Below are 24784 nucleotides of genomic sequence, written 5' to 3' on the forward strand. Positions count from 1 at the left end.
CAACCCTGAGGTTGCCGTTTTTAGTGTTTGTCCCCTCTCCCGTGGGAGAGGGTCAGGGTGAGGGCACCGGCCCGCACCCAACTTACAACGTCACCCCACTCTTAAAGATCGCCAGCTCACGGAAGTCGTTTTTCTCGTTGCAGGTCTGCTTGCCGTTGGCAAATTCCACAATACTGTCCACAAACTCCGTCAGCAATTCAGGCATTGCTTTACCGTGAATGAGCTGACCGGCATCAAAGTCGATCCAGTGCTTTTTCTTCGCCGCCAGTTCACTGTTGGTGGCAATTTTGACCGTCGGGACAAACCCGCCGTACGGCGTACCGCGGCCGGTGCTGAACAGCACCATGTGGCAGCCGGCACCGGCCAGCGCGCTGGTGGCAACCGCATCGTTCCCCGGGGCGCTCAGGAGATTCAGTCCGTGGGTTTTCAGGCGTTCGCCGTAGCGCAGGACATCCACCACCTGGCTGGCGCCCGCTTTCTGGGTACAACCCAGTGACTTCTCTTCAAGCGTGGTGATCCCACCCGCTTTGTTACCCGGCGACGGGTTCTCATAAATCGGCTGGTTGTGAGCGATGAAGTACTGTTTGAAATCATTCACCATGGTGACCGTTTTCTCAAACGTCGCTTCATCACGGCAGTGGCTCATCAGGATACGCTCGGCACCGAACATCTCCGGCACTTCCGTCAGCACCGTCGTTCCCCCGTTGGCGATCACATAGTCCGAGAAGCGGCCCAGCATCGGGTTCGCGGTGATGCCGGAAAGACCGTCCGAGCCACCACACTCCAGCCCAAACTTAAGCTCGCTAAGCTTGCCCGGCTCACGTTTATCGTGACGCATCGCCTCATACAGCTGGTGCAGTTGCTCAACGCCCGCTTCCACTTCATCATCCTGATGCTGACACACCATAAAGTGCACGCGCTCAGGGTCAAACTCGCCCAGCGTCTCCCGGAAGGCATCCACCTGGTTGTTCTCGCAGCCCAGGCCAATCACCAGCACCGCCCCCGCGTTCGGATGACGCACCATGTTTTGCAGCATGGTACGGGTGTTGATGTGATCGTCACCCAGCTGTGAACAGCCGTAGGTGTGGCTGAACAGGTGCACGCCGTCAATGCCTTCGGCATCGTGAGTCTCTTTCAGGAAACGCGTCTGGATTTGACGCGCGATCCCATTCACGCAACCGACGGTCGGGAGGATCCAGAGTTCGTTGCGGATCCCTACCTCACCGTTGGCGCGGCGGTAGATCTGCACCTCACGATCCGCCGCCTGCTCCTCTTGCGCATGGAAATCAGGTTGATAGCTGTACTCGTCCAGATCGCTCAGATTGGTGCGGGTATTGTGGGAATGAATGTATTCACCCGGCGCAATATCCGCCAGCGCATGGCCAATCGGTAAACCGTACTTCACCACGTTATCCCCTTTCATAATGGGGATCAGGGCAAACTTATGTCCACGTCCAATGGCCTGGCGCAACGTGACCGATTGATTACCGAAAGTGACCTCTGTTCCTTCGGTCAGATCTGCCAGCGCGACGCCGACGTTATCCAGCGAATGGATTTTGATGTAGTGCATATCAACCTCAAACGGGCTTAGTTCAGTTCAATGGCGAAGTAGTCACGCGCATTGTTAAAGCAGATGTTTCTCACCATCTCGCCAAGCAGCTGGATATCCGCCGGTGCTTCGCCCGCGTGCACCCAGCGGCCAATCATCTGGCACAGAATGCGGCGGAAGTATTCGTGGCGGGTGTAGGAGAGGAAACTGCGGCTGTCGGTCAGCATGCCGACAAAACGGCTTAACAGACCCAACTGCGCCAGCTGCGTCATCTGACGCTCCATGCCATCTTTCTGGTCATTGAACCACCAGCCGGAGCCGAACTGCATCTTGCCCGGCATCCCTTCACCCTGGAAGTTGCCGATCATGGTGCCCAGCACTTCGTTATCGCGCGGGTTCAGGCAGTAGAGGATGGTTTTGGGCAGCAGGTTTTGCTCGTTCTGTTTGCTCAGCAGTTTAGAGAGCGCTTCGGCCAGCGGACGGTCGTTGATGGAGTCAAAGCCCACGTCCGCGCCCAGCAGTTTGAACTGACGCTGGTTGTTATTACGCAGCGCGCCAATGTGGTACTGCTGCACCCAGCCGCGACGGGCATATTCAGCGCCAAGGAAGACCAGTACCGCAGTTTTGAACTGGGCGACTTCATGCTCGCTCAGGGCTTCACCGGAGAGACGGCGCGCCAGAATGCTATCCAGCTCGGCTTCGTTAGATTCTGCAAACAGCACCACATCCAGGGCATGGTCAGAGACTTTACAGCCGTGTGCCGCAAAGTGATCCAGACGTTTGATCAGCGCGCTCTGCAGGTCCGCAAAACGACGGATGTCGGTGTCAGAAACCTCGCCCAGCTTCACTATATAGTCGCTAAAGGTGTCGAGTTCGATGTTAAAGGCTTTATCCGGACGCCAGCTTGGCAGCACTTTGATATCAAACGCGGTGTCTTTTGCAATGACCGCGTGATGTTCAAGCGAGTCGATCGGGTCGTCAGTGGTGCCCACCATCTTCACGTTCATCTGCTTCATGATGCCGCGCGCGGAGAAGTTATCCTGTGCCAGCAAGTCGTTGCACTGCTCCCAGATCTCATCTGCCGTAGCCGGTGAAAGCAGCTTACCGGTAATGCCAAACGGACGGCGCAGTTCGAGGTGCGTCCAGTGATAGAGCGGGTTACCGATGGTCTGCGGCACGGTAGCCGCCCAGGCATCAAATTTCTCGCGGTCGCTTGCGTCGCCGGTACACAGGCGTTCAGCGACGCCGTTGGTGCGCATGGCGCGCCATTTATAGTGATCGCCCTTCAGCCAGATGTCATACAGGTTTTTAAAACGGTAATTGTCGGCAACCTGCTGCGGCGGTAAATGGCAGTGGTAATCAAAAATGGGCTGGTCTTTTGCGTAGTCGTGATACAGGCGGCGGGCAAATTCAGTGTCTAACAGAAAATCGTCGGTCATAAACGGTGTCATTATCGTCTTCCTCGTAACGGGAGCGGCAGAAAGCTTATGTTCAGATGCTGCAAAGTTATCACACCAATTTCCAGAGCCTGAGGTTTTTTTCGTGAGTTGGATCAATAAACCTGGACAAAAAAATTACCCCGAATGAGGTAAACCCTTCTGCAGACCGCGTCAGGACTGGCTTCGCCTGCGCCAGATAATGCCCCTACAAAGAATCATACATTTGTGATGTCACTCACCTTTTAAAGTTGTATGACAAGTTATCTTTTCGCCGTCGCAAACACGCAGCCGACGGAATGCATTACCGGTGTCAGACATCGGATTTAACGGTACGGAAACCGACTTATGCACGCTTATTTATGGCAAGGTTCGGGCCGTTCCGGGACGTTCTCCCGGTTACGCCCCTCCCGTTACACAGCCCTCCCCCAAACCGGTGAGAGGTTGCCGTGCCCTGGCACGGAAATAACATAACGATGAGGTTTTAGATGCGTAAAATTAAAGGGTTACGTTGGTATATGATCGCACTGGTGACGCTCGGCACCGTGCTGGGCTACCTCACGCGTAACACCGTGGCAGCCGCCGCGCCCACGTTGATGGAAGAGCTGCACATCTCCACGCAGCAATACTCCTACATCATTGCCGCCTACTCCGCGGCTTATACCATCATGCAGCCTGTTGCAGGCTATGTGCTGGACATTCTCGGTACCAAAATCGGTTATGCCTTCTTCGCCATCGCCTGGGCGGTGTTCTGCGGTGCAACGGCGCTGGCAGGCAGCTGGGGTGGCCTGGCGCTGGCACGCGGCGCGGTAGGTGCGGCGGAAGCGGCGATGATCCCGGCAGGGCTGAAAGCCAGCTCTGAGTGGTTCCCGGCAAAAGAGCGTTCTATTGCGGTCGGTTACTTCAACGTCGGCTCGTCCATCGGGGCGATGATTGCCCCTCCTCTGGTGGTGTGGGCCATCGTCATGCACAGCTGGCAGATGGCGTTTATTATCTCTGGCGTACTGAGCTTTGCCTGGGCCATGGCGTGGCTGGTGTTCTATAAACACCCGCGTGACCAGAAAAAACTGTCTGAAGAAGAACGCGAGTACATCATTGGCGGTCAGGAAGCGCAGCACCAGACCAACAACGGCAAAAAAATGTCCGTCTGGCAGATCCTGGGGACCCGTCAGTTCTGGGGTATCGCGCTGCCACGCTTCCTGGCTGAACCGGCCTGGGGCACCTTTAACGCCTGGATCCCACTGTTCATGTTTAAGGTCTATGGCTTTAACCTGAAAGAGATCGCCATGTTCGCCTGGATGCCCATGCTGTTCGCTGACCTGGGCTGTATCGTGGGTGGTTACCTGCCGCCACTGTTCCAGCGCTGGTTTGGGGTGAACCTGATTGTTTCCCGTAAGATGGTCGTGACCATGGGCGCGCTGCTGATGATTGGCCCGGGGATGATCGGCCTGTTCACCAGCCCGTACGTGGCTATCGCCCTGCTGTGCATCGGTGGTTTTGCACACCAGTCGTTATCCGGTGCGCTGATTACCCTCTCGTCTGACGTGTTCGGCCGTAACGAAGTGGCAACGGCCAACGGCCTGACCGGGATGGCCGCCTGGACCGCAAGTACCCTGTTTGCGCTGGTGGTGGGTGCGCTGGCGGATACCATCGGTTTCAGCCCGCTGTTTGCGGTACTGGCTATCTTCGACCTGATGGGGGCAGTCGTTATCTGGACGGTGCTGAAAAGCAAATCTGCCGACGAACTGGCGAAAGAGTCCCTCGGGGGACCGGCGACGCAGAGTTAGCATTGCTGTGCCGGGTGGCGCTGCGCTTACCCGAGCTATAAAACCAGCCGCCTCCGGGCGGCTTTTTTAAAGGCAAAATCTGGAGAGTGGCATGCAAAAGTGGTATAACAAATCATCCGCCGTACCCTGCCTGGAGCGCATATGGAAATCACCGAACCACGTCGTTTATATCAACAACTTGCTGCCGAGCTGAAAGATCGCATCGAGCAAGGGGTCTATCTTGTCGGTGACAAACTCCCCGCTGAGCGCTTCATAGCCGATGAAAAAAACGTGAGCCGCACCGTGGTGCGCGAAGCGATCATCATGCTCGAAGTGGAAGGTTACGTTGAGGTTCGCAAAGGTTCCGGCATTCATGTGATTTCTAATCAGCCTAAACACTCTCCTGTTGCGGACGAAAGCCTGGAATTTGCCAGCTATGGTCCGTTTGAGCTGCTCCAGGCCCGCCAGCTCATTGAAAGCAACATTGCGGAATTTGCGGCAACTCAGGTGACCAAGCAGGACATCATGAAACTGATGGAGATCCAGGAGAACGCCCGCAAGGAAAAATGTTTCCGCGATTCGGAGTGGGATCTGCAGTTCCACGTTCAGGTGGCACTGGCAACGCAAAATACCGCGCTGGCCGCAATTGTAGAAAAAATGTGGACTCAGCGCGTTCACAACCCGTACTGGAAAAAACTGCACGATCATATCGATTCACGTACGGTGGATAACTGGTGTGACGATCACGACCAAATCCTCAAGGCGCTGATTCGTAAAGATCCCCACGCCGCGAAACTGGCCATGTGGCAGCACCTCGAGAACACCAAGCAGATGCTGTTCAATGAGACCAGTGACGACTTCGAATTTAACGCCGACCGTTATCTTTTTGCGGATAATCCTGTCGTTCACCTCGATACCGCGTCAAGTCAGGCAAAATAGTTTGCCTCCGTGCTGGCAGGCGCTTCGCTGCGCCTTCCCACGCTTATGGGTAAGCAAAACATATATAGTGTCAGCCTTTGTAAATCCCCTCGCTCACTTCCAGGGCTTACGCCAAAATCATCACACCCTGCAAATTCTGTGACGCAGAACGTTGGGCTTTGTTACAATTGGATTCAATTCCTTATTTTGTAAGTTAGTGCTTGCTAACCAGCCAATTAACAGGGAACAGTGTTGGCCACACCGCAATGTGTCCGCGAGCGACCATAATGAAATCACAACAATGTCGCCGTGCTGTTTGTCCCGGATAACAGGCGTGACGTTAACCGATTTCCAGGAACACTGAATGGAACTTTTGACCCAACTACTGAATGCCCTCTGGGCTCAGGATTTCGAAACGCTGGCCAACCCTTCCATGATTGGCATGCTCTATTTTGTCCTGTTTATGATCCTGTTCCTTGAGAACGGTCTGCTGCCTGCGGCCTTTTTGCCTGGCGACAGTTTGCTGGTGCTGGTCGGCGTGCTGTGTGCCAAAGGGGCGATGGCGTTTCCGCAAACCATTTTTTTACTGACCGTCGCCGCCAGCCTCGGCTGCTGGGTGAGCTACATCCAGGGACGATGGCTTGGCAATACGCGGATCGTGCAGAACTGGCTTTCGCACCTTCCGGCACATTATCACCAGCGGGCGCACCATCTTTTCCATAAGCACGGCCTTTCCGCACTGCTGATTGGCCGCTTTATTGCGTTTGTACGTACTTTGTTGCCGACCATCGCGGGTCTGTCAGGTCTCAGCAGCACTCGCTTCCAGTTCTTTAACTGGATGAGCGGCCTGCTGTGGGTGCTGATCCTCACCACGCTGGGCTATGCGCTGGGTAAAACGCCGGTCTTTATGAAGTATGAAGATCAGCTGATGTCATGCCTGATGCTGCTGCCTGTCGTCCTGCTGGTCTTCGGCCTGATCGGTTCGCTGGTTGTCCTGTGGAAGAAAAAATACGGAGCCAGGAGCTAACCATGGTTATCTCAGCGCTCTCCCTGCGTCGTTGTGCGTACGCACTGATCGCCCTGGTGCTTATCAGCGCCATGCTTCTGGTCTGGAGCGCGCTTTCGCATCAGGAATCTACGCTGGCCATTCGCCCGGTTAATCAGGGTGTCAGCGTACCGGATGGGTTTTCTGTCTGGCACCATCTGGATGCCAACGGGATCCGCTTTAAAAGTATCACCCCACAAAACGATGTGTTACTGATCAAGTTTGACTCTCGTGCGCAGAGCGCGGCCGCGAAAGTGGTGCTTGACCGCACGCTGCCGCAGGGATACATCATTGCCCAGCAGGACGATGACAGCCGGCCAGCGGCCTGGCTGTCGCTGATTCGCGATACGTCGCATCGATTTGGATAATTACCAGGATTCCGAATCTTTTCACTCACTTTGGTGAATCCCCCGTTTACTTACTATGCTTAAGTACGCGGAGCACCCCTCAAATGTTCTCCGCTTAGTCTGGATAGCGGCGTATGCCGCAACACAATGGAAGGTTTCGATAATGAAATTCCGCATTACTCTGGCTTTGGCCCTTTTATCTTTAAGCACTGCCTCCTTCGCCACTTCTCTCTGTCAGGAGAAAGAGCAGGATATTCAGCGTGAGATCGGTTATGCCGAAAAGCACAACAATCAGCATCGTGTTGAGGGGCTGAAAAAAGCGCTGAGCGAAGTGAAAGCGAACTGTTCAGACAGCCAACTGCGTGCCGATCACCAGAAAAAAATCGCTGAACAGAAGGACGAGATAGCCGAGCGTCGTCACGACCTGCAGGAAGCGAAAGAGAAAGGGGATGCGGAAAAAATTGCCAAGCGCGAGAGAAAGCTGAAAGAAGCGCAGGACGACCTGAAAGCGCTGGAAGCTCGCGATTATTGAGTTAACGGAAATCTCAACAGGAGAAAATCATGTCAAAAGATACGACGTCTGAACATCTGCGCGCTGAACTGAAATCCCTGGCTGACACCCTTGAAGAGGTGCTGAACTCCTCCGCCGATAAGTCAAAAGAAGAGGTCAGCAAATTGCGCAGTAAAGCGGAGCAAGCGCTGAAAGAGAGCCGTTATCGCCTGGGTGAAACCGGTGATGCGCTGGCAAAACAGACCCGTGAAGCCGCAGCGCGTGCTGACGAATATGTTCGCGATAATCCGTGGACGGGTGTCGGTATTGGTGCCGCAATCGGTGTGGTACTGGGCGTACTGCTGACGCGTCGTTGATATGGAAGATCCTCGTCACGCACAAGGGCCTGCTAACAACGTCCTCGGCATCGGCCAGCGTATCTTAACGACGCTGGTCGGGATTGCCGAAACGCGCGTCCGGCTGGCAGTGGTAGAGCTGGAAGAGGAGAAAGCCAACCTCTTCCAGATGCTGCTGATGCTCGGACTGACCATGCTCTTCGCCGCGTTTGGTCTGATGAGCCTGATGGTACTCATCATCTGGGCCATCGATCCGCAATATCGACTCAACGCGATGATTGCCACCACCGTCGTTTTGCTGGTTGCAGCACTGATTGGCGGTATCTGGACGATGCGCAAAGCGCGTAAGTCCACTTTCCTGCGCCATACGCGCCAGGAGCTGGCGAACGATCGCGCTCTGCTGGAGGATGACAAGCCGTGAGCGATAAAGCCGAACGTGAAAAGCGAAAAGCCTTTCTGTTAAGTCAGATCCAGCAGCAACGGCTGGATCTGTCTGCCAGCCGTCGCGACTGGGTTGACGCGACGCGTCGGTTTGACCGTGGCTGGAACACCTTCCTGAGCCTGCGTTCCTGGGCTCTGGTTGGCAGCAGTGTGATGGCAATCTGGACGATCCGTCATCCGAATATGCTGATCCGTTGGGCCCGACGCGGCTTTGGTGCCTGGAGCGCCTGGCGCCTGGTGAAAGCGACGATTCGCCAGCAGCAGCTTCGGTGATAAAAGCAAAACGGTAACCCTGGTTACCGTTTTTTGTTTTTACGCCCTCTCCCTGTGGGAGAGGGTTGGGGTGAGGGCAACAGCGCGCACATGCCCTTACTCAATATCTTTGAAAAAGATTGACAGTTTTCCTTGCTAACAATCGCCAACCGTCACGTTTATGATGCTCTCCATCGACAGCAAAGACGCGGTATCTACCCGAATTTGCAGACAAATAATGTTCAGCCGCTGATGTGGTTTCCTGGAGAGTAAAATGAAAAAATTAGAAGATGTTGGTGTACTGGTAGCACGTATTCTGATGCCAATTCTGTTCATCGTTGCAGGTTGGGGCAAAATCACCGGTTATGCGGGTACCCAGCAGTATATGGAAGCCATGGGCGTTCCGGGCTTCATGCTGCCACTGACCATTCTGCTTGAGTTCGGCGGCGGCCTGGCGGTACTGTTCGGCTTCCTGACCCGTACCACCGCGCTGTTTACTGCGGGCTTCACCCTACTGACGGCGTTCATCTTCCACAGCAACTTTGCTGAAGGCGTGAACTCCCTGATGTTCATGAAAAACCTGACCATCGCGGGTGGCTTCCTGCTGCTGGCTGTCACCGGCCCGGGCGCATACAGCATCGACCGCGTTCTGAATAAGAAATGGTAAGCACGCTATACTGAATAAACACAAAGCGAGGAGACCTCTCCTCGCTTTTGCTATCTGACGGAGGAGAAAAAAATGGGACAACTCGTAGACGGCGTCTGGCAGGATGTCTGGTATGACACCAAATCCACCGGTGGACGCTTCAAGCGCTCTGTTTCGGCCTTCCGTAACTGGCTTACCGCCGATGGTGCTGCCGGCCCGAGTGGCGAAGGTGGCTTTGCGGCCGAGAAAGATCGTTATCACCTCTATGTTTCCCTCGCCTGCCCATGGGCGCACCGCACGCTGATTGTGCGCAAGCTGAAAGGCCTCGAATCCTTAATTCCGGTGTCGGTGGTGAACCCGCTAATGCTGGAAAACGGCTGGACGTTCGACCGTGATTTCCCTGCTGCGACGGGTGATGAACTGTATCATCACGATTTCCTCTACCAGCTTTATCTGCGCGCCGACCCGCACTACACCGGGCGCGTCACCGTACCGGTTCTGTGGGATAAGAAAAACCAGACGATTGTCAGCAATGAGTCTGCGGAGATCATCCGCATGTTCAACACCGCCTTCGACGCCCATGGCGCGCGCGCCGGGGATTACTATCCGGTTGAGCTGCGAGACAAAATCGATGAGCTGAACAGCTGGATTTACGACAACGTTAATAACGGCGTTTACAAGGCCGGTTTTGCCACCAGCCAGGAAGCCTACGACGAAGCGGTTGGAAAAGTCTTTGAATCTCTTGAGCGTCTGGAGCAGATCCTCGGCCAGCACCGCTATTTGACGGGCGATCGTCTGACGGAAGCGGATATCCGCCTGTGGACGACGCTGGTTCGTTTTGATCCGGTCTATGTCACCCACTTTAAGTGTGACAAACACCGCATCAGCGATTATCTGAACTTGTATGGTTTCCTGCGCGACATCTACCAGATGCCGGGAATTGCCGAAACGGTCGATTTTGACCATATCCGCACCCACTATTTCCGCAGCCACAAAACCATTAACCCGACGGGTATTATCTCCATCGGGCCGTGGCAGGATCTGAATGAACCCCACGGGCGCGACGTTCGTTTTGGATAAATATTAAGGGCATCGTGAGATGCCCTTTTTTAATTCACAATCTCCATCTATCCTTACCTCGATCGCTTAGAAAACAAGTGATTGACTGATAAATGAGGCAAGGAAATGGATTGGTATTTAAACGTACTGCGCAACTACATTGGATTTGGTGGCCGCGCGCGCCGCAAAGAGTACTGGATGTTCATTCTGGTGAACTTCATTTTTGCTCTGGTGCTGAGCATCGTGGATAAAATTCTGGGCTGGGAGTGGGCGAGTGGGGAAGGCGTCCTTACATCGATTTATGCCATCTTTATTCTTCTGCCGTCCTGGGCCGTACAGTTCCGCCGGCTTCACGACACGGATCGTTCCGCCTGGTGGTTACTGCTGCTGTTAATCCCGGTAGTGGGGTGGATTGTGATTTTAATCTTCAACTGTCAGAGCGGGACGCCGGGTGAAAACCGCTTTGGTCCGGATCCGAAGATCGGCGCGTAAATTTATGCCCGATGGCGCTTAGGCACATCGGGCTTACTCTTTTATTTGTTGTGATGCGCAAAGAGCTTTGGAATTTCTCGCAAACACCACGATTTCGCTTCGCCCATGCTGTCGCGACGCCACGCCATAATGATATCCACTTCGCTGGTGTACTCCGGGCTGACGACGCGCAGGCGCCCTTCAGCAATATCTTTTTCAACAAACGGATACGGCATGGTCGCCACGCCCAGTCCTGCCAGCAATGCCTGGCGCTTATCTTCCAGCGATGTGACCGTCAGACGCGGCTGTTTATCCAGCAACTGCACCGTTAGCACCGGACGTTCACGCGCGGTATCCGCAACCGCCACGCCCCTGTACTTCACGCGCGTCACTTCAGAAAGCGGCTCCGGCTCCTGGTGAATCGGGTGATTTGGCGCGGCGACGTAAACGTTCATCACGCTGTAGAGTTTACGGGAGTTGATCTCAGACGATGAACGGAAGTGCATATCCGGCGCAATCACGATATCCGCCCTGCCCGTCTCCAGACGCTCCCACGCGCCTGCCAGCACCTCGGTGATGATTGAAAGCTGCGTATTCGCTTTGTCTGCCAGCCTGTCTACCAGCGGGAATAACGCCTCGGTAGGCACCAGAGCCTCAGTGACCAGCGTCAGGTGGGTTTCCCAGCCGCGTGCCAGCGCCTCGGCGTCCGTCGTCAGTTTATCCGCCGCTTCCAGCAGTACGCGACCACGTTCCAGCAGCATCCGTCCAACGTTCGTGAATTTTGTTCGATGACCGGAACGGTCAAAGAGCACCACGTCCAGCTCTTCCTCCAGCTTTTGCATGGTATAGCTGAGCGCAGACGGAACGCGCCCCAGTTCATCTGCCGCGGCGGCAAAGCTGCCACGCCTGTCAATCGCGTCCATGACGCGAAGCGCCTCAAGCGTCAATGCTCTCTCTTTAGCCATCTCGTTCTCATTCAGGAAATTTGAACATACCGGGCAGAATATCTGGCTAACAATGAAGCGTCCATACCTTTACCATTGTTTTAGTGTAAAGAGAGGTCAAGTTTATGATTACGACAAGAACAGCTAAACAGTGCGGACAAGCCGATTTCGGTTGGCTGCAGGCCCGCTACACCTTTTCCTTTGGACACTACTTTGACCCTAAACTCCTCGGTTACGCTTCACTGCGCGTGTTAAATCAGGAAGTGCTCGCCCCGGGCGCCTCCTTCCAGCCGCGTACGTATCCGAAAGTCGATATCCTGAACCTGATCCTGGAAGGCGAGGCAGAATACCGCGATAGCGAGGGCAATCATGTCCAGGCAAAGGCTGGCGAAGCGCTGTTAATTTCCACGCAGCCGGGCATTAGCTATAGCGAGCATAATCTCAGCAAAGACAAAACGCTGACCCGCATGCAGCTGTGGCTGGATGCCTGCCCTGAGCGGGAAAATCCGCTGGTGCAAAAAATCGATCTGCAGAGCGAAAAGCAACAGCTGATCGCTTCTCCGGACGGGAGCAAAGGCAGCCTGCAACTGCGTCAGCAGGTGTGGCTGCACCATATTGAACTGAAGAAAGGTGAACAGGCGAGCTTCCAGCTTCATGGCCCGCGCGCCTACCTGCAATCGATTCACGGTACGGTGCATGCGGTAACGCACACGGAAGAGAAAGAGGCGCTCACCTGCGGCGACGGGGCGTTTATTCGTGATGAAGCGAATATTACGCTGGTGGCCGATACGCCGCTGCGTGCGCTGCTGATTGATTTGCCGGTGTAGAGAATGCCCTCATCCTAACCCTCTCCCACAGGGAGAGGGAACCGATCGAGCACCTGAACTCGCTACACCTTACTCGCCATAATCTCAATAATCTGCCGGTCCGTTGCCTGCATTGAGCGGCACGCTAACGCGCACAGGTTAGAGATAGACTGCTCCACATCGTGCGCCACAATCCCTTCATTGCCCGTCACGGCAGACTCATCCAGCGCCATCATCACCGCTTTCCAGGCGCTGCTGACGCTGGTTGAGACTTTCATGGCACAACTGTTTGAAGCGCCGTCGCAAATCATCCCACTGACGTCACCGATCATGCTGCTGATGGCCATCGCGATCGTTTGATAGTTTCCCCCCATCAGCCAGGCCATGCCGCCTGCCGCCCCCATCGCTGCGGTTGTCGCAGCGCACAGCGCCGACAGGCGCGGAAGCTGGGCGTGGATATAGATCGCCGAAAGATGGGACAGCATCAGCGCTCTGGCCAGCCGTTCCTCATCAGCCTGAACGTGCTCCGCCACAACCACTACCGGCATGGTGGCGGTGATCCCCTGATTGCCGGACCCTGAATTGCTCATTGCCGGAAGCGTAGCACCGCCCATTCGGGCGTCAGAGGCCGCGCTGGTGCGGATAACAATGTCCGAGCCAACATCCTTCGCCATCCATCCGCGCGTACGCTGCTTATTCAGCGTCGCGCCAATATGCAGCCCCCATTTTCCGCTCAGCCCTTCACGAGAAAGGGCATCGTTAAGCTGCCCCGCCTGCAGAATAAAGCGGATCGCCTCACACGGAACCTGCTCCACGAACGTGAGGATCGCCGACAGCGTGGTGTGAGAGAACACCTCCAGCGGATCGTCACCCGCCTCTCCCGGCTGTTCATCACGGGTGAAGCGTGTTTCGCCCTCACAGACCACCTCCACCACGCGAGTATGCCCGCCTGCGATGGTCACCATGGCCGAGGCCTCTCCGGCATAAACACAGGCGCGCGAATAGAGGATTTCCTCGCACGGCACCTGCAGTTTCACCTGGACCTGACCCGCATTGAGCAGGGCTTTGGCGCGTTCCAGCGCATCGGCTGACGCCCCTTTTAGCACCTCCAGCCCGGCGCGGGCATTCCCGCCCGTCGCTCCCAGCGCCGCCGCAATGGGTAGCCCGACCATGCCGGTGCCGGGTACCGTTACGCCAAGCCCATTTTTCATCAGATTGGGCGATACCCATGCTTCAATGCGCGTTACCTCACCGGGCAGGTGCTCAGCGGCTATCGCACAGGCCAGCGCCAGAGAGATAGGTTCAGTGCACCCCAACGCAGGTTTAACCTCTTCCTGCACCGCGCGAATAAAATGATTCCATAAAGGGTTAGTTTGCTCAGACATCGTTACGACCTTAATTGCTCCTCAGGAGAATGCGAGGAAAGGAGAAACACAAAGCAGGAGCCCGGTAATGATGATAATCACCAGTGATACGCCTTTATATTTATGCAGGGCGGGTACCTTGTAGACCAGCCATGCAGGGATCAGGCAGCCCACCATGCCGAAGATGGGGCTGCAAATGGAGGTGAAGCTCAACACCGGCGCGTTTAACACAATCGCGCTCCAGGCCAGCAGGATGGCGAACAGCATAATCCCGCGCTGCACGGTGTTTTCATTGATTTTCTCTGCCGACATTTTGCGACGCAGGATGTTCATCACGATGCCCTGCGTGGCCTCGCGAAAGCCAAGATAGACGCCGAAGAAGGCCGTCATAACAGCAAAGATATTGAGGATCACGCTGACGATTTTGACCCAGCCCGCACCCTCTCCGCTGATAAACTGCGCCGCAATCGCCAGGGCAGAGATGTTCTGCTCATAGGCTTTTACCGCTTCATCGTGCCCCATCGCCAGCGTGAAGGAGACGGCGTAGAAGAATACCGTCACAAACAGCACGCCAAAGGCGATATTCATGGCGCGCAGCGCTTTATGACGCGCCACCTCAACGGACTTTTCCCGTGAACGGTAGGAGATCACCATCGGGCTTAAGGTCTGAATAAACAGAATGGAGGTTAAGGTAAAGGGAAGCGTAATGATGGCATTTTTAATCAGCAGCCCCATCGGCGGCAGCATGCCTACGTTGGCTAAATGCCAGAGGCCAATCATCGACAAGCCCAGCGCGGCAACCACAAATAGCTTGGTCAACACCATCAGGCTGGAGACTTTAAACAGCAGCTTTTCACCGCGGGAAGAGATGGCCACCAGAATACAGATCAGCACTAACCCGTAGAACGGGTTTTCTGAGAGTAGCCCGTCGGTAACGCCAAAGGTCTGCAAATAAGAGGCGCTGTCGTTGGTAATGGCGGTGGAATAGACAAACATCCAGATGACCAGCATCACAAAATAGAGTGCGCCTAATAAGATGCCCCAGTTTTTCCCGAGATATCCGCTAATGACGCTCGGATAATCTTTGCATTCCGGTGATTCCGCCAGCGTATTAATAAACAGGCGCTGGAATAAATACATCGCCGGATATCCAATCACGGACGAGAGCAAAAAGACCCACAGCCCCATTAATCCGACCTGCACCGGGAGAAAAACAATCCCCGCGCCGATGGCCATCCCGATACTCATGATGACCCAGCCCGTATCGGTACTGTCGAACTTGATCGCCTCGCGCCATTCGCTCTCACGCATTCCCGCCCGCCTAGCCGCGGGGGAATCATTCACAATCACACTGCTGTTTGTAGCCGTATCCATAAGGCACTCGCTTTTTTGTAGGGTAACTGATTAATTTTTATAGGTTTCCGTTCGCCAGCGATGGCGAGTCAGAGAGTGCAGGTGCTTGTTGTTAGTGTGAGAAAATCATAGCCGGAGAGAGGGAGAAAAAAGTCACAAAATAAATAGGGCTTTTCTAATGCTGGAGGAAGATTTGCTTTTGAAATACTCAATAAGGTGGATATTTTCTAAACGTGATGGCATTCACGAAATTAAAAGCCTCCCCAAAGGGGAGGCCCAGCCTTAGCCTGGATTACATCGCCTGCGTAAACGTCCTTGAAATCACATCCTGCTGCTGCTCGCGCGTCAGGGCATTAAACCGCACCGCATACCCCGAAACGCGGATCGTCAGGTTCGGGTAATTTTCCGGGTGCTCAATGGCATCCAGCAGCATTTCCCGGTTCATGACGTTGACGTTCAGATGCTGCCCGCCCTCGATGGCTGTTTCATGGTGGAAGTACCCGTCCAGCAGCCCCACAAGGTTGGTTTTGCGTACCAGCTCGTCCTTGCCCAGCGCCTGCGGCACGATGGAGAAAGTGTAAGAGATCCCATCCTTGGCGTAGGTGAACGGCAACTTGGCAACCGAGGTTAACGACGCCACTGCCCCTTTTCTGTCACGTCCGTGCATTGGGTTGGCACCCGGCGCAAACGGCGTGCCGCCCCGGCGTCCGTCTGGCGTGTTGCCGGTCTTCTGGCCGTACACCACGTTCGAGGTGATGGTCAGGATCGACTGGGTCGGCACCGCGTTACGATAGGTTGGTAACGCCTGAATCTTCTTCATAAAGCGCTCCACCAGGTCACAGGCGATGCTGTCCACGCGATCGTCGTTGTTACCGTACTGCGGATAAACCCCTTCAATGACAAAATCGACCGCCAGACCGGTATGGTCGCGCACCGGTTTCACCGTCGCATATTTAATGGCCGACAGGGAATCGGCGGCCACCGACAGTCCGGCGATACCGCAGGCCATGGTGCGGTAGACGTCCCGATCGTGCAGCGCCATCAGCGAGGCTTCGTAGCTGTACTTATCATGCATGTAGTGAATGAGATTCAGCGCGCTGATGTACTGTACCGCCAGCCAGTCCATAAAGTGATCCAGGCTCGCCATCACGGTGTCGTAGTCCAGCACCTCGTCCAGCAGCGGCGCGGTTTTCGGCCCGACCTGGATCTTCAGCTTCTCATCCACCCCGCCGTTGATCGCATACAGCAGCGTTTTGGCGAGGTTGGCGCGGGCACCAAAGAACTGCATCTGCTTGCCGATCACCATCGGGCTGACGCAGCAGGCAATGGCGTAGTCGTCGCTGTTGAAGTCGGCACGCATCAGATCGTCGTTCTCATACTGCAGCGACGAGGTGACAATCGAGACCTGCGCGGCGTATTTCTTGAACGCGATCGGCAGTTGTTCAGACCACAGGATCGTCAGGTTTGGCTCTGGCGCAGGCCCCATGGTGTGCAGCGTGTGCAGGTAGCGGAAGCTGTTTTTGGTCACCAGCGTGCGGCCGTCCAGCCCCATCCCGCCGATCACCTCTGTCGCCCAAATCGGATCGCCAGAGAAGAGCGTGTCGAACTCCGGCGTACGCAGGAAACGCACCATGCGGATCTTCATGATGAAGTGGTCGATCAGCTCCTGGGCCTGTACCTCGCTAAGGCGTCCGGCCTGCATATCGCGTTCAATGTAGATATCGAGGAATGACGCGGTACGCCCCAGCGACATCGCCCCACCGTTCTGGGATTTCACTGCGGCCAGGTAGGCAAAGTACAGCCACTGCACCGCTTCCTGCGCGTTCATCGCCGGACGCGAGATATCAAAGCCGTAGTTCGCCGCCATCTGCTGGATCTGCAGCAGCGCACGCTTATGCTCCGCCAGCTCTTCGCGCAGGCGGATCGTCGCCTCCAGATCCTCGCCGCGTTCCAGTCTCGGCTGCAGATCCGCGAACTGCAGTTCACGCTCACGCACCAGATAGCTGATGCCGTACAGCGCCACGCGGCGGTAGTCGCCGATGATGCGCCCGCGTCCGTAGCCGTCCGGCAGCCCGGTCAGTACGCCCGATTTACGGCAACGCATCATCTCCGGCGAGTAGACGTCAAACACGCCCTGGTTATGGGTTTTACGCAGGTCGGTAAACAGGTATTCGAACTGCGGATCCATCTCGCGGCCGTAGGCTTCGAACGAGCTGCGGATCATGTTGATCCCACCATACGGATGCAGGGCGCGCTTGAGCGGCTTATCGGTTTGCAGGCCGACGATGGTCTCCAGCTCCCGGTCGATATAGCCCGGTCCGTGAGCGGTAATGGTGGTGGCGATGTTGGTATCGAAATCCACCGGGGCGTGGGTGGCATTTTCCTGGCGAATCCCCACCATCACCTTTTGCCACAGCGCCGTCGTTGCTGGCGTCGCCTGCGCGAGGAAAGTTTCGTCGCCTTCATAAGGGGTGTAGTTATGCTGAATAAAATCGCGCACGTTAACGGCGTCTTTCCATTCTTCACCGCGAAACCCGGCCCATGCGTCGCTGTAGGGCGCAACGCGCGTATCAATCGTTACTTTCATGAGATTCTCGCTCTGTCAGGCGTAAGCCGCAGCCGGGGTAACCTTCCCAAGACGGAGGGCGTCCAGCGCGATCATTTTTTCTTCATTGGTAGGGATCACCGCACACGCCACGCGGGACGTATCGGCGCTGATGATGCGTTCACCCGCGCTGCCAGGCAGGGCGTTGCGGGTCTCGTCGAGGATGAGGCCAAAGACCTTGAGATGTTCTGCTACCAGCCTGCGGATGAGCGTAGAGTTCTCGCCAATCCCTCCGGTAAACACCACCCCGTCCAGGCGATGCAGCGACGCCGCGTGTCCGGCGATATGCCGTGCAATGCGGTGCACAAAGGTGTTTATCGCCAGCTGCGCCCGCGGATTTCCCTCGCGCCAGGCTTTTTCCAGCGTCCTGAGATCGGCGGAAATTCCGGAGATCCCCAGCAAGCCAGATTCTTTGTTAACCACACGCTCCAGATCCTCGAACGACTGGCCGGTTTGCTGGGCAATCCACGCCATCGCGCCAAAATCCACGTCGCCACAGCGCGTGCCCATCATCAGCCCTTCCAGCGGCGTCATCCCCATCGAGGTATCGACGCTTTTGCCATTACGAACCGCGCAAATCGACGCGCCATTACCCAGGTGGGCAATCACTAACCCGCTGTCGTCCGGCGAAAGCCCGAGAAGCGCATGCGCCTGCCCGGCAACGTAGCGGTGGGAAGTACCGTGAAAACCGTAGCGCCGCACGCCCAGCTCCTCAAAATAGCGGTACGGCAACCCGTAAAGATACGCCTGCGGCGGCAGCGTCTGATGGAAACTGGTGTCAAACACCGCCACCTGCTGAACGTTCGGGAACAGGCGTTCCGCCGCTTCCACACCGCTTAAGTTGGCGTAGTTGTGCAGTGGTGCCAGAGAAGAAACCTGGCGGATCTCATTGATAACCTGCTCCGTGATAAGGGTCGACTCGCTGAAGCGTTCACCGCCGTGGGCAATGCGGTGGCCAATTAAGGCCACGCTGCTCATCAGGTCACGCTTCTCCAGCTCCAGGGCGATGGCAGCCAGCGCCCCTTCGTAGTCATGGTGAGCCAGTGTGGCTGGCTCACTCCCGTTCACGGAAATAAAGGCTTTTTCAGTGTTGATACCGTCGGCAATGCCCGTCATCAGGGCATAGCAGCTGCTGGCATCGAGCACTGAAAACTTAACAGAGGACGAACCGCAGTTAATAACCAGTACAACCGGAAACTCAATCATGGTGTGACTCCGCTCTTCCTGAGCATTGATTTAGAACAGTTTGTAAACGATGTTCAGAATGGTCAGCAGACCGACAACGGTGACGAAGATGTTCTCGGGTCTGCCCTTATACTTCGCCATTGCCGGGGCTTTGCGGATGGCATACATCGGCAACAGACACAGCAGAGAAGCGATGATGGGTGCTCCCATGGCCTCAATAAGGTCCAGAATGTTCGGGTTGGCATACGCGACAACCCAGGTGGAGCCCATGATGAAGACCATGCTGATGGTGTTCAGTTTGCCCACCGAGACTTTCTTCTTATCGCCCTTGTACCCGAACTTCAGGATCAGGCCGTTCAGCCCTTCCAGCGTGCCCAGATAGTGGCCGAAGAAAGATTTGAAGATTGCGACCAGCGCGATGATAGAGGCGCCGTATTCCAGCACCGTCGCAAACGTCGATTTGGTGCCTGACATCGACGCAAAATGGTTCGCCAGATAAGAAAGCACCGGAATGTTCTGCGCTTTGGCATCAGCCATGTTTTGCGGAGAGAGCGTAAACAGGCAGCTAAAGGCGAAGAACATCACCACGGCGACCATCAGCAGGCTGGCGCGGCCGATGATTCTGGAACATTTCTGCTCGGTGAATTCTTTACCGAACTCCGGTTCGTACTCTTCGCGCTTGGAGACCACAAACGAGGAGACAATCGGCGAGAAGTTAAAGGAGAAGACCATGATGGAGATCCCCAGCCACACCGTCACCAGTATGCCGTCATGGCCGGTGAAGGCGATATCGCTCAGGTTAACCTGGTCGATCACCGCCGAGTTCCAGTAAGGGATCAGCGACAGGGAAATCAGCACCAGACTGGCGATAAACGGGAATACCAGATAGCTCATGACCTTCACCATCAGGTCTTTACCGAACCAGATCACAAAGGCCATCAGCAGCAGCAGGAACAGCGCCACCACGCCGCGGTTTAGCGCCGGCATCTGGAGCTGGTTTTCCCAGAAGGTCATAAAGGTGTTGGTAATGGTGACGCCGTAAATCCACAGCAGCGGGCAAATGGCGAAGAAGTAGAGGAACGTGATGACCACTCCGCCTGTTTTACCAAAATGCTCCTCCACCGTTTCGGTGATATTGCCGGAAACGTTGCTACCGGACAGGCACAGACGCGCCAGCGCGCGGTGGCAGTAGAACGCAATCGGGAACGCGAGAAGCAGCATCAGCAGGATAGGGATCAAGCCGCCGAAACCTGCACGTATAGGGAAGAACAGCACGCCTGCGCCAATGGCGGTACCAAACAATCCCAGCGTCCAGGTGGTGTCTGACTTACGCCAGGAGGACGTTTTTGTCTGGCCAACGATAATGCTTTCAGTGTTGCTCATAGGTCATCCTTATGCGTCAACGAAGCCGGTAATTTGGGAAACACGAGAGAGATCGATATTGCCGCCGGAAATAATGCAGACGGTTTTGCGCCCCTGAATATAATGGTCGAGCTTGCCGCTTAATAACGCCGCGCAGGCCAGTGCCCCCGCCCCTTCGGTCACCACTTTGTTTCGCTGAATTAACGCAATCATGCTGTTGCGAATATCGTCCTCGCTGACCAGCACAATGTCGTCGACTAATTCACGAACAATTTCGAAGGTTAATTTACCCGGACGAGAAACGTCGCAGCCGTCTGCTAATGTGCCGGTAACCCGATGGTTAATAATTTCACCCGCCTGATACGACGCCGCCATGCCGTGAACGTTTTCAGACTGTACGCCGATAATATTAATGGTCGGGTTAATCGATTTTATTGCCGTTGCGATGCCAGCAATTAACCCGCCACCGCCGATGGGCACAATGACGTTATCCACATCGTATAAATCTTCGAGAATTTCGAGGCCGATCGTGCCCTGGCCGGCGATCACTTTCGGGTCATCGTAAGGCGGGATAAAAATACGCCCTTCCATCTCAACGATTTCGCTCACTTTGGCGATCGTGTCGTTGAAGTTCTCGCCGTGCAGCACCACTTCCGCCGAGTAGTCACGCGTGGCGGCAACTTTGGATTTTGGCGCGCCCATCGGCATCACCACTTTGCCGTCGATGCCGAGCATGGCACAGGAAAGGGAGACGCCCTGCGCATGGTTTCCCGCAGAGCAGGCCACAACCCCTTTACGTCTTTCAGCATCGGTCAGCGAGCTTAATTTATTAAACGCGCCGCGAATTTTGAAGGAGCCGGTACGCTGCATATTTTCAAACTTCAGAAAGATTTCACCCTTACAGCGTTCGCTGAGATAATTCGAGCGCGGCATGCCGGTTTTATATATCTTTCCTGCCAGTCGTTTTCTGGCGTCCTGAATATCTTCAATGGTTACCGGGAGATCGTAGGTAATATGCATAATATCCTCGTTATAATAATTCATTCTTTTCGGGCAAAGTCAGGGTATCAGAGCACAGCTAAAATAAGCTCTGGGGTGTTTTTCAAAAAATAGGCAGTACTTATTTGGAAATTAATTATTCATCGTCGTCGTTCACTGGTCAGTGACGCATATTGTTTCGCCAGCTCAACTAACACTGACGCTGATTTTTTAATTCTGTAATTTTTGGACCACACGGCGGCATAGCGTGCCACCGGTAATTCATCTTCCACTGGCAGCACAATAAACTGGTCTGAACCGAACGGCGCAATCATGTCGCGGGGGATCACCGTCAGGTAGTCGGCATTGAGGACAAGGTTATAAATGGTGACGACGGAATCGGTCTGGACGATGTTTTCAATACTGATGTGGTTGTCTTGCAGGGTGGTCAGAAGTTCTTTGTAGTAGCCCATGTCGGTTTGCGGCATCACCCACTGCTCATAGGTGAGCGATGCCAGTGTCGTCGGGGCGGTGCACGTTCGTGATTTGCTGACCACCAGCACAAATTCAGACTCGAACAGCGGCTCGACATGCAGATCCTGCAGCAGCATTTCATCACTCAGCGTGCCAATGGCAAAGTCCAGCCGCCCGTCACGAATGGCCGGAAGGAAAGAAGAGAGCTGCGCTTCATACATGGAGACCCGCGCTTTCGGGAACACTTCCTTGAATTTTTTGATCATTTCAGAGAGGAACGTGAAGCCAATCAGCGAGGGATAACCAAACGAGACGTCCATGACGGTGCTAAAACTGAGGCTGTTAATCTCGCTCACCATGTTTTTCATCTCACGAGTGATCGACTCTGAGTACGAGAGCAGAACCTGGCCCGCCGCCGTCAGTTTTACGCCCGTGTTTTTACGTACCATCACTTCCACACCGAAGTAAGATTCGATGTCACTGATAATTTTGCTGACGGCGGGTTGCGTCAGACCCAGTTGTCTTGCTGCAGAACCTATGGAGCCACTTTTAATGACTTCCTGAAATACCACGAGGTGCTGTGTTTTCGGTAGAATAATAGTGTTCATAATATTCTGCGCTTATTTCCCTATGACGGGGTGGATTCTACTCAATATTGTTTCAGGGGGTATGTGCTGTTACTCACAATTTGCCTTTTCACACCCTTACCAGCAACTACCAAACCTCATTAAAAACCTTTTAAATCAATAAAATACAACCAACCAAATACGCTATTACGCTGATATTGATCAACAAAAATGGCGGTAATAAATTTATTTTATGGCGATAACCCGGATAAATTTTGCTGCGTTTAAAAAATCAATAAAGACTATCTTTCAGGCAATTAAAGAACAATAAATAGCCATTATTCATGTGAAACATTCTTTCAGTTTTTCGAAATTTACGGGCGTAATTTGACAGAGGTTCGGGAAAGAGTGGAATACGTCACACATTCTTAGGGTGAATGTTTTTAATTTCAAAATATTCATATCAAATAAGAAAACATTCTGGATCATCCATTTAACATTCATAACAAATTAATCATACTCAGAATTCAGGATTTTTTAGCGGTAAATTTTGTGATAACGATCAGGATTAGACAGCAGAGCGGCAATGAATGGAGAAAACAGTGAAATGTGCTTAATGTCGCAAATATGAGAATTGGTGTCGTTTGGGGGCCGGGTGGCGCTGCGCTTAACCTGCGTACATGCCCCATTAAGCAAAAACCCCGCCGAAGCGGGGTTCTCTAAGAAGTTGAAGCTGACCGATAAGGCGGCTTCGTTCAACCATACGTCAGGCATCTGCGGCGCTGGGGTTGTCGTGTGTCGCAGACTGTATCCCATTTTGTATCGCAACTAAAGTCCTGAGACCCTACTCGCCGTCAGCCGTATCGAAGGTCCTGTTATAGGGGCAGCACTTTGACTTGGTGACGTAGGTGAAAGTGTAAATGCTGTTGGAATATATACACAAGGTTTGCCCGTTCGCCGTGGTTGTCTGCTCGGGGTTGCTTATAGTTATGCGCCCTGCGCTGGCGCTAAACGAGGACAACAAACCGCATAGCATCAGTACATAACCTTTCATTTTCTCGTCCTTTTCTAGAATGAAGTTCGCTACTTCTTACCACTTCGCCGTTGGGTGCATGGCGGGTTGTGTATGTGGATTATTGATCTATAAAAACGATCGATAATATAATTTCGATCGATAAAATCTATTATGAATTTTAACGGTCAAGTTTGCATACAGGAAGAAACATGAAAAAAATTATTGGGTTGTCTCTGGTGTTCTGCGCTTTCTCATCCGTAGCTAGTGGAGCGGTCTCGGGCGAAATACAGCCATATCCTGATTACCTGGCTGCTTATGTCAAAACGCTTGTTACAGCCAGTTGCGACCATGTACTTTCAGATGATGGAATGAACTCCATTGATAGAGCCATCAAGTCCATCAGCGCTAGCGCCACCAAAGGAATGGTTACCGACACGGAAAGCTACTACGCCGTTTACAATTCAATCGTCTTTGGGGCTGAGATGGGGGATAAGCTGAAAAATGCTAAGAAACAGAAAATGATTCTGGCAACGAAAGATAAAATTGGAATAGATAGTTGCGGTGGTGTTGGTGCTTACGCATTGATACAGAAGGATTTTAGAAAGATCACCCTTACAGGGTTAATGCCTATAGCCCAGCAAGCTGGTGTCGTAAAACCAAAGGCGACATCGTCTGACGAAAGCGTGTATCGGACTACGGCGAAAGACCTGGCAGAACTGTATAAAGCTAACGAGGTTGCAGCCGATGACAACATTGGTGGTCGTAAGGTGGAAGTGACCGGAACTGTTCAGGACATAACAAAAAATTTCGCGAATGATATTGTTCTTAAACTTGAAAGTGGTAACCGCTTTATGCCCGTCAGCCTGAGTATGTCTGATACAGAAAAGACGAAGGCGTCGAAGCTGATAAAGGGGCAGAAGATCGCCGTGATCTGCGAAAAGATGCAGCTTTTCATCGGTGCTCCGTCTGGCGGCAACTGTACGTTTAATTAGTTGTATTAACCTGACACAGCAATGGCACAGATCTAAACCTAATCTGACAGGCAGCTCAGTGCCAGGAGCGGACGTTGCATTAATTATTGATTTGCATGTTAAAAGTGTGAACAAAAAAACCGCCTTTGTAAGGCGGTTTCAAACTTGGTTGCTCTGTATATCAGATTAAAATCTGGGTAAGTTCCCCAAGTTATCTAGTTCAGTTTTGTTTGGGTCAGTCGTAATATACCCACTGTCTGAATCGCCACGCGTTTAACAGACACCTCAGAGTCATTTAAGATGACTTAAAGAGAGGTGCCCATGAGCGGTAAGCGTTATCCTGAAGAGTTTAAAACTGAAGCAGTCAAACAGGTTGTTGATCGCG

General features: G+C 54.0%; 24 protein-coding genes. 13 read left to right on the plus strand and 11 right to left on the minus strand.

The genetic code is table 11. The annotated features are described in order from the left end of the window. Positions 1–82 precede the first annotated feature (82 nt). Both APU11_RS11805 and uxaC read right to left on the minus strand, forming a co-directional pair. Positions 83–1570: an altronate dehydratase family protein gene (locus APU11_RS11805; RefSeq protein WP_045293610.1), complete on the minus strand. Its 1488-nt coding sequence runs from the start codon at positions 1568–1570 to the stop codon at positions 83–85. Between the two features lie 17 nt (positions 1571–1587). Then, positions 1588–3000, minus strand: a complete 1413-nt coding sequence (gene uxaC, locus APU11_RS11810) for a glucuronate isomerase (protein ID WP_058651403.1) — start codon at positions 2998–3000, stop codon at positions 1588–1590. Positions 3001–3473: 473 nt separating this feature from the next. Here uxaC and APU11_RS11815 point away from each other — a divergent pair, with 473 nt between their 5' ends. The 11 genes from APU11_RS11815 to APU11_RS11865 all read left to right on the plus strand — a co-directional run bounded on the left by APU11_RS11815 (position 3474) and on the right by APU11_RS11865 (position 10797). After that, positions 3474–4772, plus strand: a complete 1299-nt coding sequence (locus tag APU11_RS11815; protein WP_013098861.1) for an MFS transporter — start codon at positions 3474–3476, stop codon at positions 4770–4772. A 141-nt stretch (positions 4773–4913) separates the two neighbouring features. Then, complete coding sequence (gene exuR, locus APU11_RS11820; RefSeq protein WP_013098862.1) at positions 4914–5690, plus strand: transcriptional regulator ExuR; 777 nt, start codon at positions 4914–4916, stop codon at positions 5688–5690. A gap of 343 nt (positions 5691–6033) precedes the next feature. Next, positions 6034–6696 carry a DedA family general envelope maintenance protein YqjA gene (gene yqjA / locus APU11_RS11825; protein ID WP_013098863.1) on the plus strand — a complete coding sequence of 221 codons (663 nt, stop codon included), beginning with the start codon at positions 6034–6036 and terminating at the stop codon, positions 6694–6696. A 2-nt stretch (positions 6697–6698) separates the two neighbouring features. Continuing rightward, the gene (gene mzrA, locus APU11_RS11830; RefSeq protein ID WP_020689389.1) at positions 6699–7082 is read left to right on the plus strand and encodes an EnvZ/OmpR regulon moderator MzrA; all 384 of its coding nucleotides are present in this window, start codon (positions 6699–6701) and stop codon (positions 7080–7082) included. A gap of 142 nt (positions 7083–7224) precedes the next feature. Continuing rightward, complete coding sequence (locus APU11_RS11835) at positions 7225–7593, plus strand: DUF1090 domain-containing protein (RefSeq protein ID WP_020689388.1); 369 nt, start codon at positions 7225–7227, stop codon at positions 7591–7593. Positions 7594–7622: 29 nt separating this feature from the next. Then, positions 7623–7928 carry a YqjD family protein gene (locus APU11_RS11840; protein ID WP_013098866.1) on the plus strand — a complete coding sequence of 102 codons (306 nt, stop codon included), beginning with the start codon at positions 7623–7625 and terminating at the stop codon, positions 7926–7928. A 1-nt stretch (position 7929) separates the two neighbouring features. Beyond that, positions 7930–8328 carry a phage holin family protein gene (locus APU11_RS11845; RefSeq protein ID WP_013098867.1) on the plus strand — a complete coding sequence of 133 codons (399 nt, stop codon included), beginning with the start codon at positions 7930–7932 and terminating at the stop codon, positions 8326–8328. Then, a complete protein-coding gene (locus APU11_RS11850; protein WP_058651404.1) occupies positions 8325–8621 on the plus strand; it encodes a YqjK-like family protein in 297 nt (98 codons plus the stop codon). Before APU11_RS11845 ends, APU11_RS11850 begins: the two co-directional genes overlap by 4 nt. 253 nt (positions 8622–8874) lie before the next feature. Further along, on the plus strand, positions 8875–9267 hold the full coding sequence (locus tag APU11_RS11855) for a DoxX family protein (RefSeq protein ID WP_013098869.1): 393 nt from the start codon (positions 8875–8877) through the stop codon (positions 9265–9267). Between the two features lie 72 nt (positions 9268–9339). Beyond that, a complete protein-coding gene (locus tag APU11_RS11860; protein WP_029883513.1) occupies positions 9340–10326 on the plus strand; it encodes a glutathione S-transferase family protein in 987 nt (328 codons plus the stop codon). A 105-nt stretch (positions 10327–10431) separates the two neighbouring features. Beyond that, on the plus strand, positions 10432–10797 hold the full coding sequence (locus APU11_RS11865; protein WP_013098871.1) for a DUF805 domain-containing protein: 366 nt from the start codon (positions 10432–10434) through the stop codon (positions 10795–10797). A 41-nt stretch (positions 10798–10838) separates the two neighbouring features. On the opposite strand, the gene APU11_RS11870 is transcribed toward APU11_RS11865, so the two are convergent. Further along, on the minus strand, positions 10839–11741 hold the full coding sequence (locus APU11_RS11870; protein WP_014885334.1) for a LysR family transcriptional regulator: 903 nt from the start codon (positions 11739–11741) through the stop codon (positions 10839–10841). 104 nt (positions 11742–11845) lie between these two features. Between APU11_RS11870 and APU11_RS11875 the strand changes: the two genes are divergently transcribed. Further along, the gene (locus APU11_RS11875) at positions 11846–12547 is read left to right on the plus strand and encodes a pirin family protein (RefSeq protein ID WP_013098873.1); all 702 of its coding nucleotides are present in this window, start codon (positions 11846–11848) and stop codon (positions 12545–12547) included. Between the two features lie 62 nt (positions 12548–12609). Here the strand turns inward: APU11_RS11875 and APU11_RS11880 are convergent, their stop codons facing one another. From APU11_RS11880 to APU11_RS28865, 8 genes are all read right to left on the minus strand, one after another. Then, a complete protein-coding gene (locus tag APU11_RS11880) occupies positions 12610–13911 on the minus strand; it encodes a serine dehydratase subunit alpha family protein (protein WP_058651405.1) in 1302 nt (433 codons plus the stop codon). Positions 13912–13932: 21 nt separating this feature from the next. After that, complete coding sequence (locus APU11_RS11885) at positions 13933–15264, minus strand: amino acid permease (RefSeq protein WP_058651406.1); 1332 nt, start codon at positions 15262–15264, stop codon at positions 13933–13935. 271 nt (positions 15265–15535) lie between these two features. Continuing rightward, positions 15536–17830: a formate C-acetyltransferase gene (gene pflB / locus APU11_RS11890; RefSeq protein ID WP_058651407.1), complete on the minus strand. Its 2295-nt coding sequence runs from the start codon at positions 17828–17830 to the stop codon at positions 15536–15538. 15 nt (positions 17831–17845) lie between these two features. Beyond that, the gene (gene tdcD / locus APU11_RS11895; RefSeq protein ID WP_058651408.1) at positions 17846–19054 is read right to left on the minus strand and encodes a propionate kinase; all 1209 of its coding nucleotides are present in this window, start codon (positions 19052–19054) and stop codon (positions 17846–17848) included. Positions 19055–19084: 30 nt separating this feature from the next. Then, positions 19085–20416 carry a threonine/serine transporter TdcC gene (gene tdcC, locus APU11_RS11900; protein ID WP_040021964.1) on the minus strand — a complete coding sequence of 444 codons (1332 nt, stop codon included), beginning with the start codon at positions 20414–20416 and terminating at the stop codon, positions 19085–19087. A gap of 9 nt (positions 20417–20425) precedes the next feature. Further along, positions 20426–21415 carry a bifunctional threonine ammonia-lyase/L-serine ammonia-lyase TdcB gene (tdcB, locus tag APU11_RS11905; protein ID WP_038983796.1) on the minus strand — a complete coding sequence of 330 codons (990 nt, stop codon included), beginning with the start codon at positions 21413–21415 and terminating at the stop codon, positions 20426–20428. 119 nt (positions 21416–21534) lie between these two features. Further along, positions 21535–22455, minus strand: a complete 921-nt coding sequence (gene tdcA, locus APU11_RS11910) for a transcriptional regulator TdcA (protein WP_038420683.1) — start codon at positions 22453–22455, stop codon at positions 21535–21537. Between the two features lie 802 nt (positions 22456–23257). Then, complete coding sequence (locus APU11_RS28865) at positions 23258–23467, minus strand: hypothetical protein (protein WP_048972741.1); 210 nt, start codon at positions 23465–23467, stop codon at positions 23258–23260. A 170-nt stretch (positions 23468–23637) separates the two neighbouring features. Between APU11_RS28865 and APU11_RS11920 the strand changes: the two genes are divergently transcribed. Further along, positions 23638–24420 (plus strand): hypothetical protein, encoded by a 783-nt coding sequence (locus APU11_RS11920; RefSeq protein ID WP_048972742.1) that lies wholly within the window; start codon positions 23638–23640, stop codon positions 24418–24420. Positions 24421–24784 lie beyond the last annotated feature (364 nt).

The organism is Enterobacter sp. 50793107 (assembly GCF_001463365.1).
GTDB classification, from domain to species: Bacteria; Pseudomonadota; Gammaproteobacteria; order Enterobacterales; family Enterobacteriaceae; genus Enterobacter; species Enterobacter cloacae.

Bases quoted from the DNA above. Each gene is read 5' to 3' on its own strand.
- APU11_RS28865 (WP_048972741.1), bottom strand. From the start codon at position 23,467: ATGAAAGGTTATGTACTGATGCTATGCGGTTTGTTGTCCTCGTTTAGC.
- APU11_RS11815 (WP_013098861.1), top strand. From the start codon at position 3,474: ATGCGTAAAATTAAAGGGTTACGTTGGTATATGATCGCACTGGTGACG.
- tdcC (WP_040021964.1), bottom strand. From the start codon at position 20,416: ATGAGCAACACTGAAAGCATTATCGTTGGCCAGACAAAAACGTCCTCC.
- APU11_RS11920 (WP_048972742.1), top strand. From the start codon at position 23,638: ATGAAAAAAATTATTGGGTTGTCTCTGGTGTTCTGCGCTTTCTCATCC.
- APU11_RS11845 (WP_013098867.1), top strand. From the start codon at position 7,930: ATGGAAGATCCTCGTCACGCACAAGGGCCTGCTAACAACGTCCTCGGC.
- APU11_RS11860 (WP_029883513.1), top strand. From the start codon at position 9,340: ATGGGACAACTCGTAGACGGCGTCTGGCAGGATGTCTGGTATGACACC.
- APU11_RS11865 (WP_013098871.1), top strand. From the start codon at position 10,432: ATGGATTGGTATTTAAACGTACTGCGCAACTACATTGGATTTGGTGGC.
- APU11_RS11885 (WP_058651406.1), bottom strand. From the start codon at position 15,264: ATGGATACGGCTACAAACAGCAGTGTGATTGTGAATGATTCCCCCGCG.
- APU11_RS11870 (WP_014885334.1), bottom strand. From the start codon at position 11,741: ATGGCTAAAGAGAGAGCATTGACGCTTGAGGCGCTTCGCGTCATGGAC.
- tdcD (WP_058651408.1), bottom strand. From the start codon at position 19,054: ATGATTGAGTTTCCGGTTGTACTGGTTATTAACTGCGGTTCGTCCTCT.
- uxaC (WP_058651403.1), bottom strand. From the start codon at position 3,000: ATGACACCGTTTATGACCGACGATTTTCTGTTAGACACTGAATTTGCC.
- APU11_RS11805 (WP_045293610.1), bottom strand. From the start codon at position 1,570: ATGCACTACATCAAAATCCATTCGCTGGATAACGTCGGCGTCGCGCTG.
- APU11_RS11840 (WP_013098866.1), top strand. From the start codon at position 7,623: ATGTCAAAAGATACGACGTCTGAACATCTGCGCGCTGAACTGAAATCC.
- mzrA (WP_020689389.1), top strand. From the start codon at position 6,699: ATGGTTATCTCAGCGCTCTCCCTGCGTCGTTGTGCGTACGCACTGATC.
- APU11_RS11880 (WP_058651405.1), bottom strand. From the start codon at position 13,911: ATGTCTGAGCAAACTAACCCTTTATGGAATCATTTTATTCGCGCGGTG.
- APU11_RS11875 (WP_013098873.1), top strand. From the start codon at position 11,846: ATGATTACGACAAGAACAGCTAAACAGTGCGGACAAGCCGATTTCGGT.
- yqjA (WP_013098863.1), top strand. From the start codon at position 6,034: ATGGAACTTTTGACCCAACTACTGAATGCCCTCTGGGCTCAGGATTTC.
- tdcA (WP_038420683.1), bottom strand. From the start codon at position 22,455: ATGAACACTATTATTCTACCGAAAACACAGCACCTCGTGGTATTTCAG.
- tdcB (WP_038983796.1), bottom strand. From the start codon at position 21,415: ATGCATATTACCTACGATCTCCCGGTAACCATTGAAGATATTCAGGAC.
- exuR (WP_013098862.1), top strand. From the start codon at position 4,914: ATGGAAATCACCGAACCACGTCGTTTATATCAACAACTTGCTGCCGAG.
- APU11_RS11835 (WP_020689388.1), top strand. From the start codon at position 7,225: ATGAAATTCCGCATTACTCTGGCTTTGGCCCTTTTATCTTTAAGCACT.
- pflB (WP_058651407.1), bottom strand. From the start codon at position 17,830: ATGAAAGTAACGATTGATACGCGCGTTGCGCCCTACAGCGACGCATGG.
- APU11_RS11855 (WP_013098869.1), top strand. From the start codon at position 8,875: ATGAAAAAATTAGAAGATGTTGGTGTACTGGTAGCACGTATTCTGATG.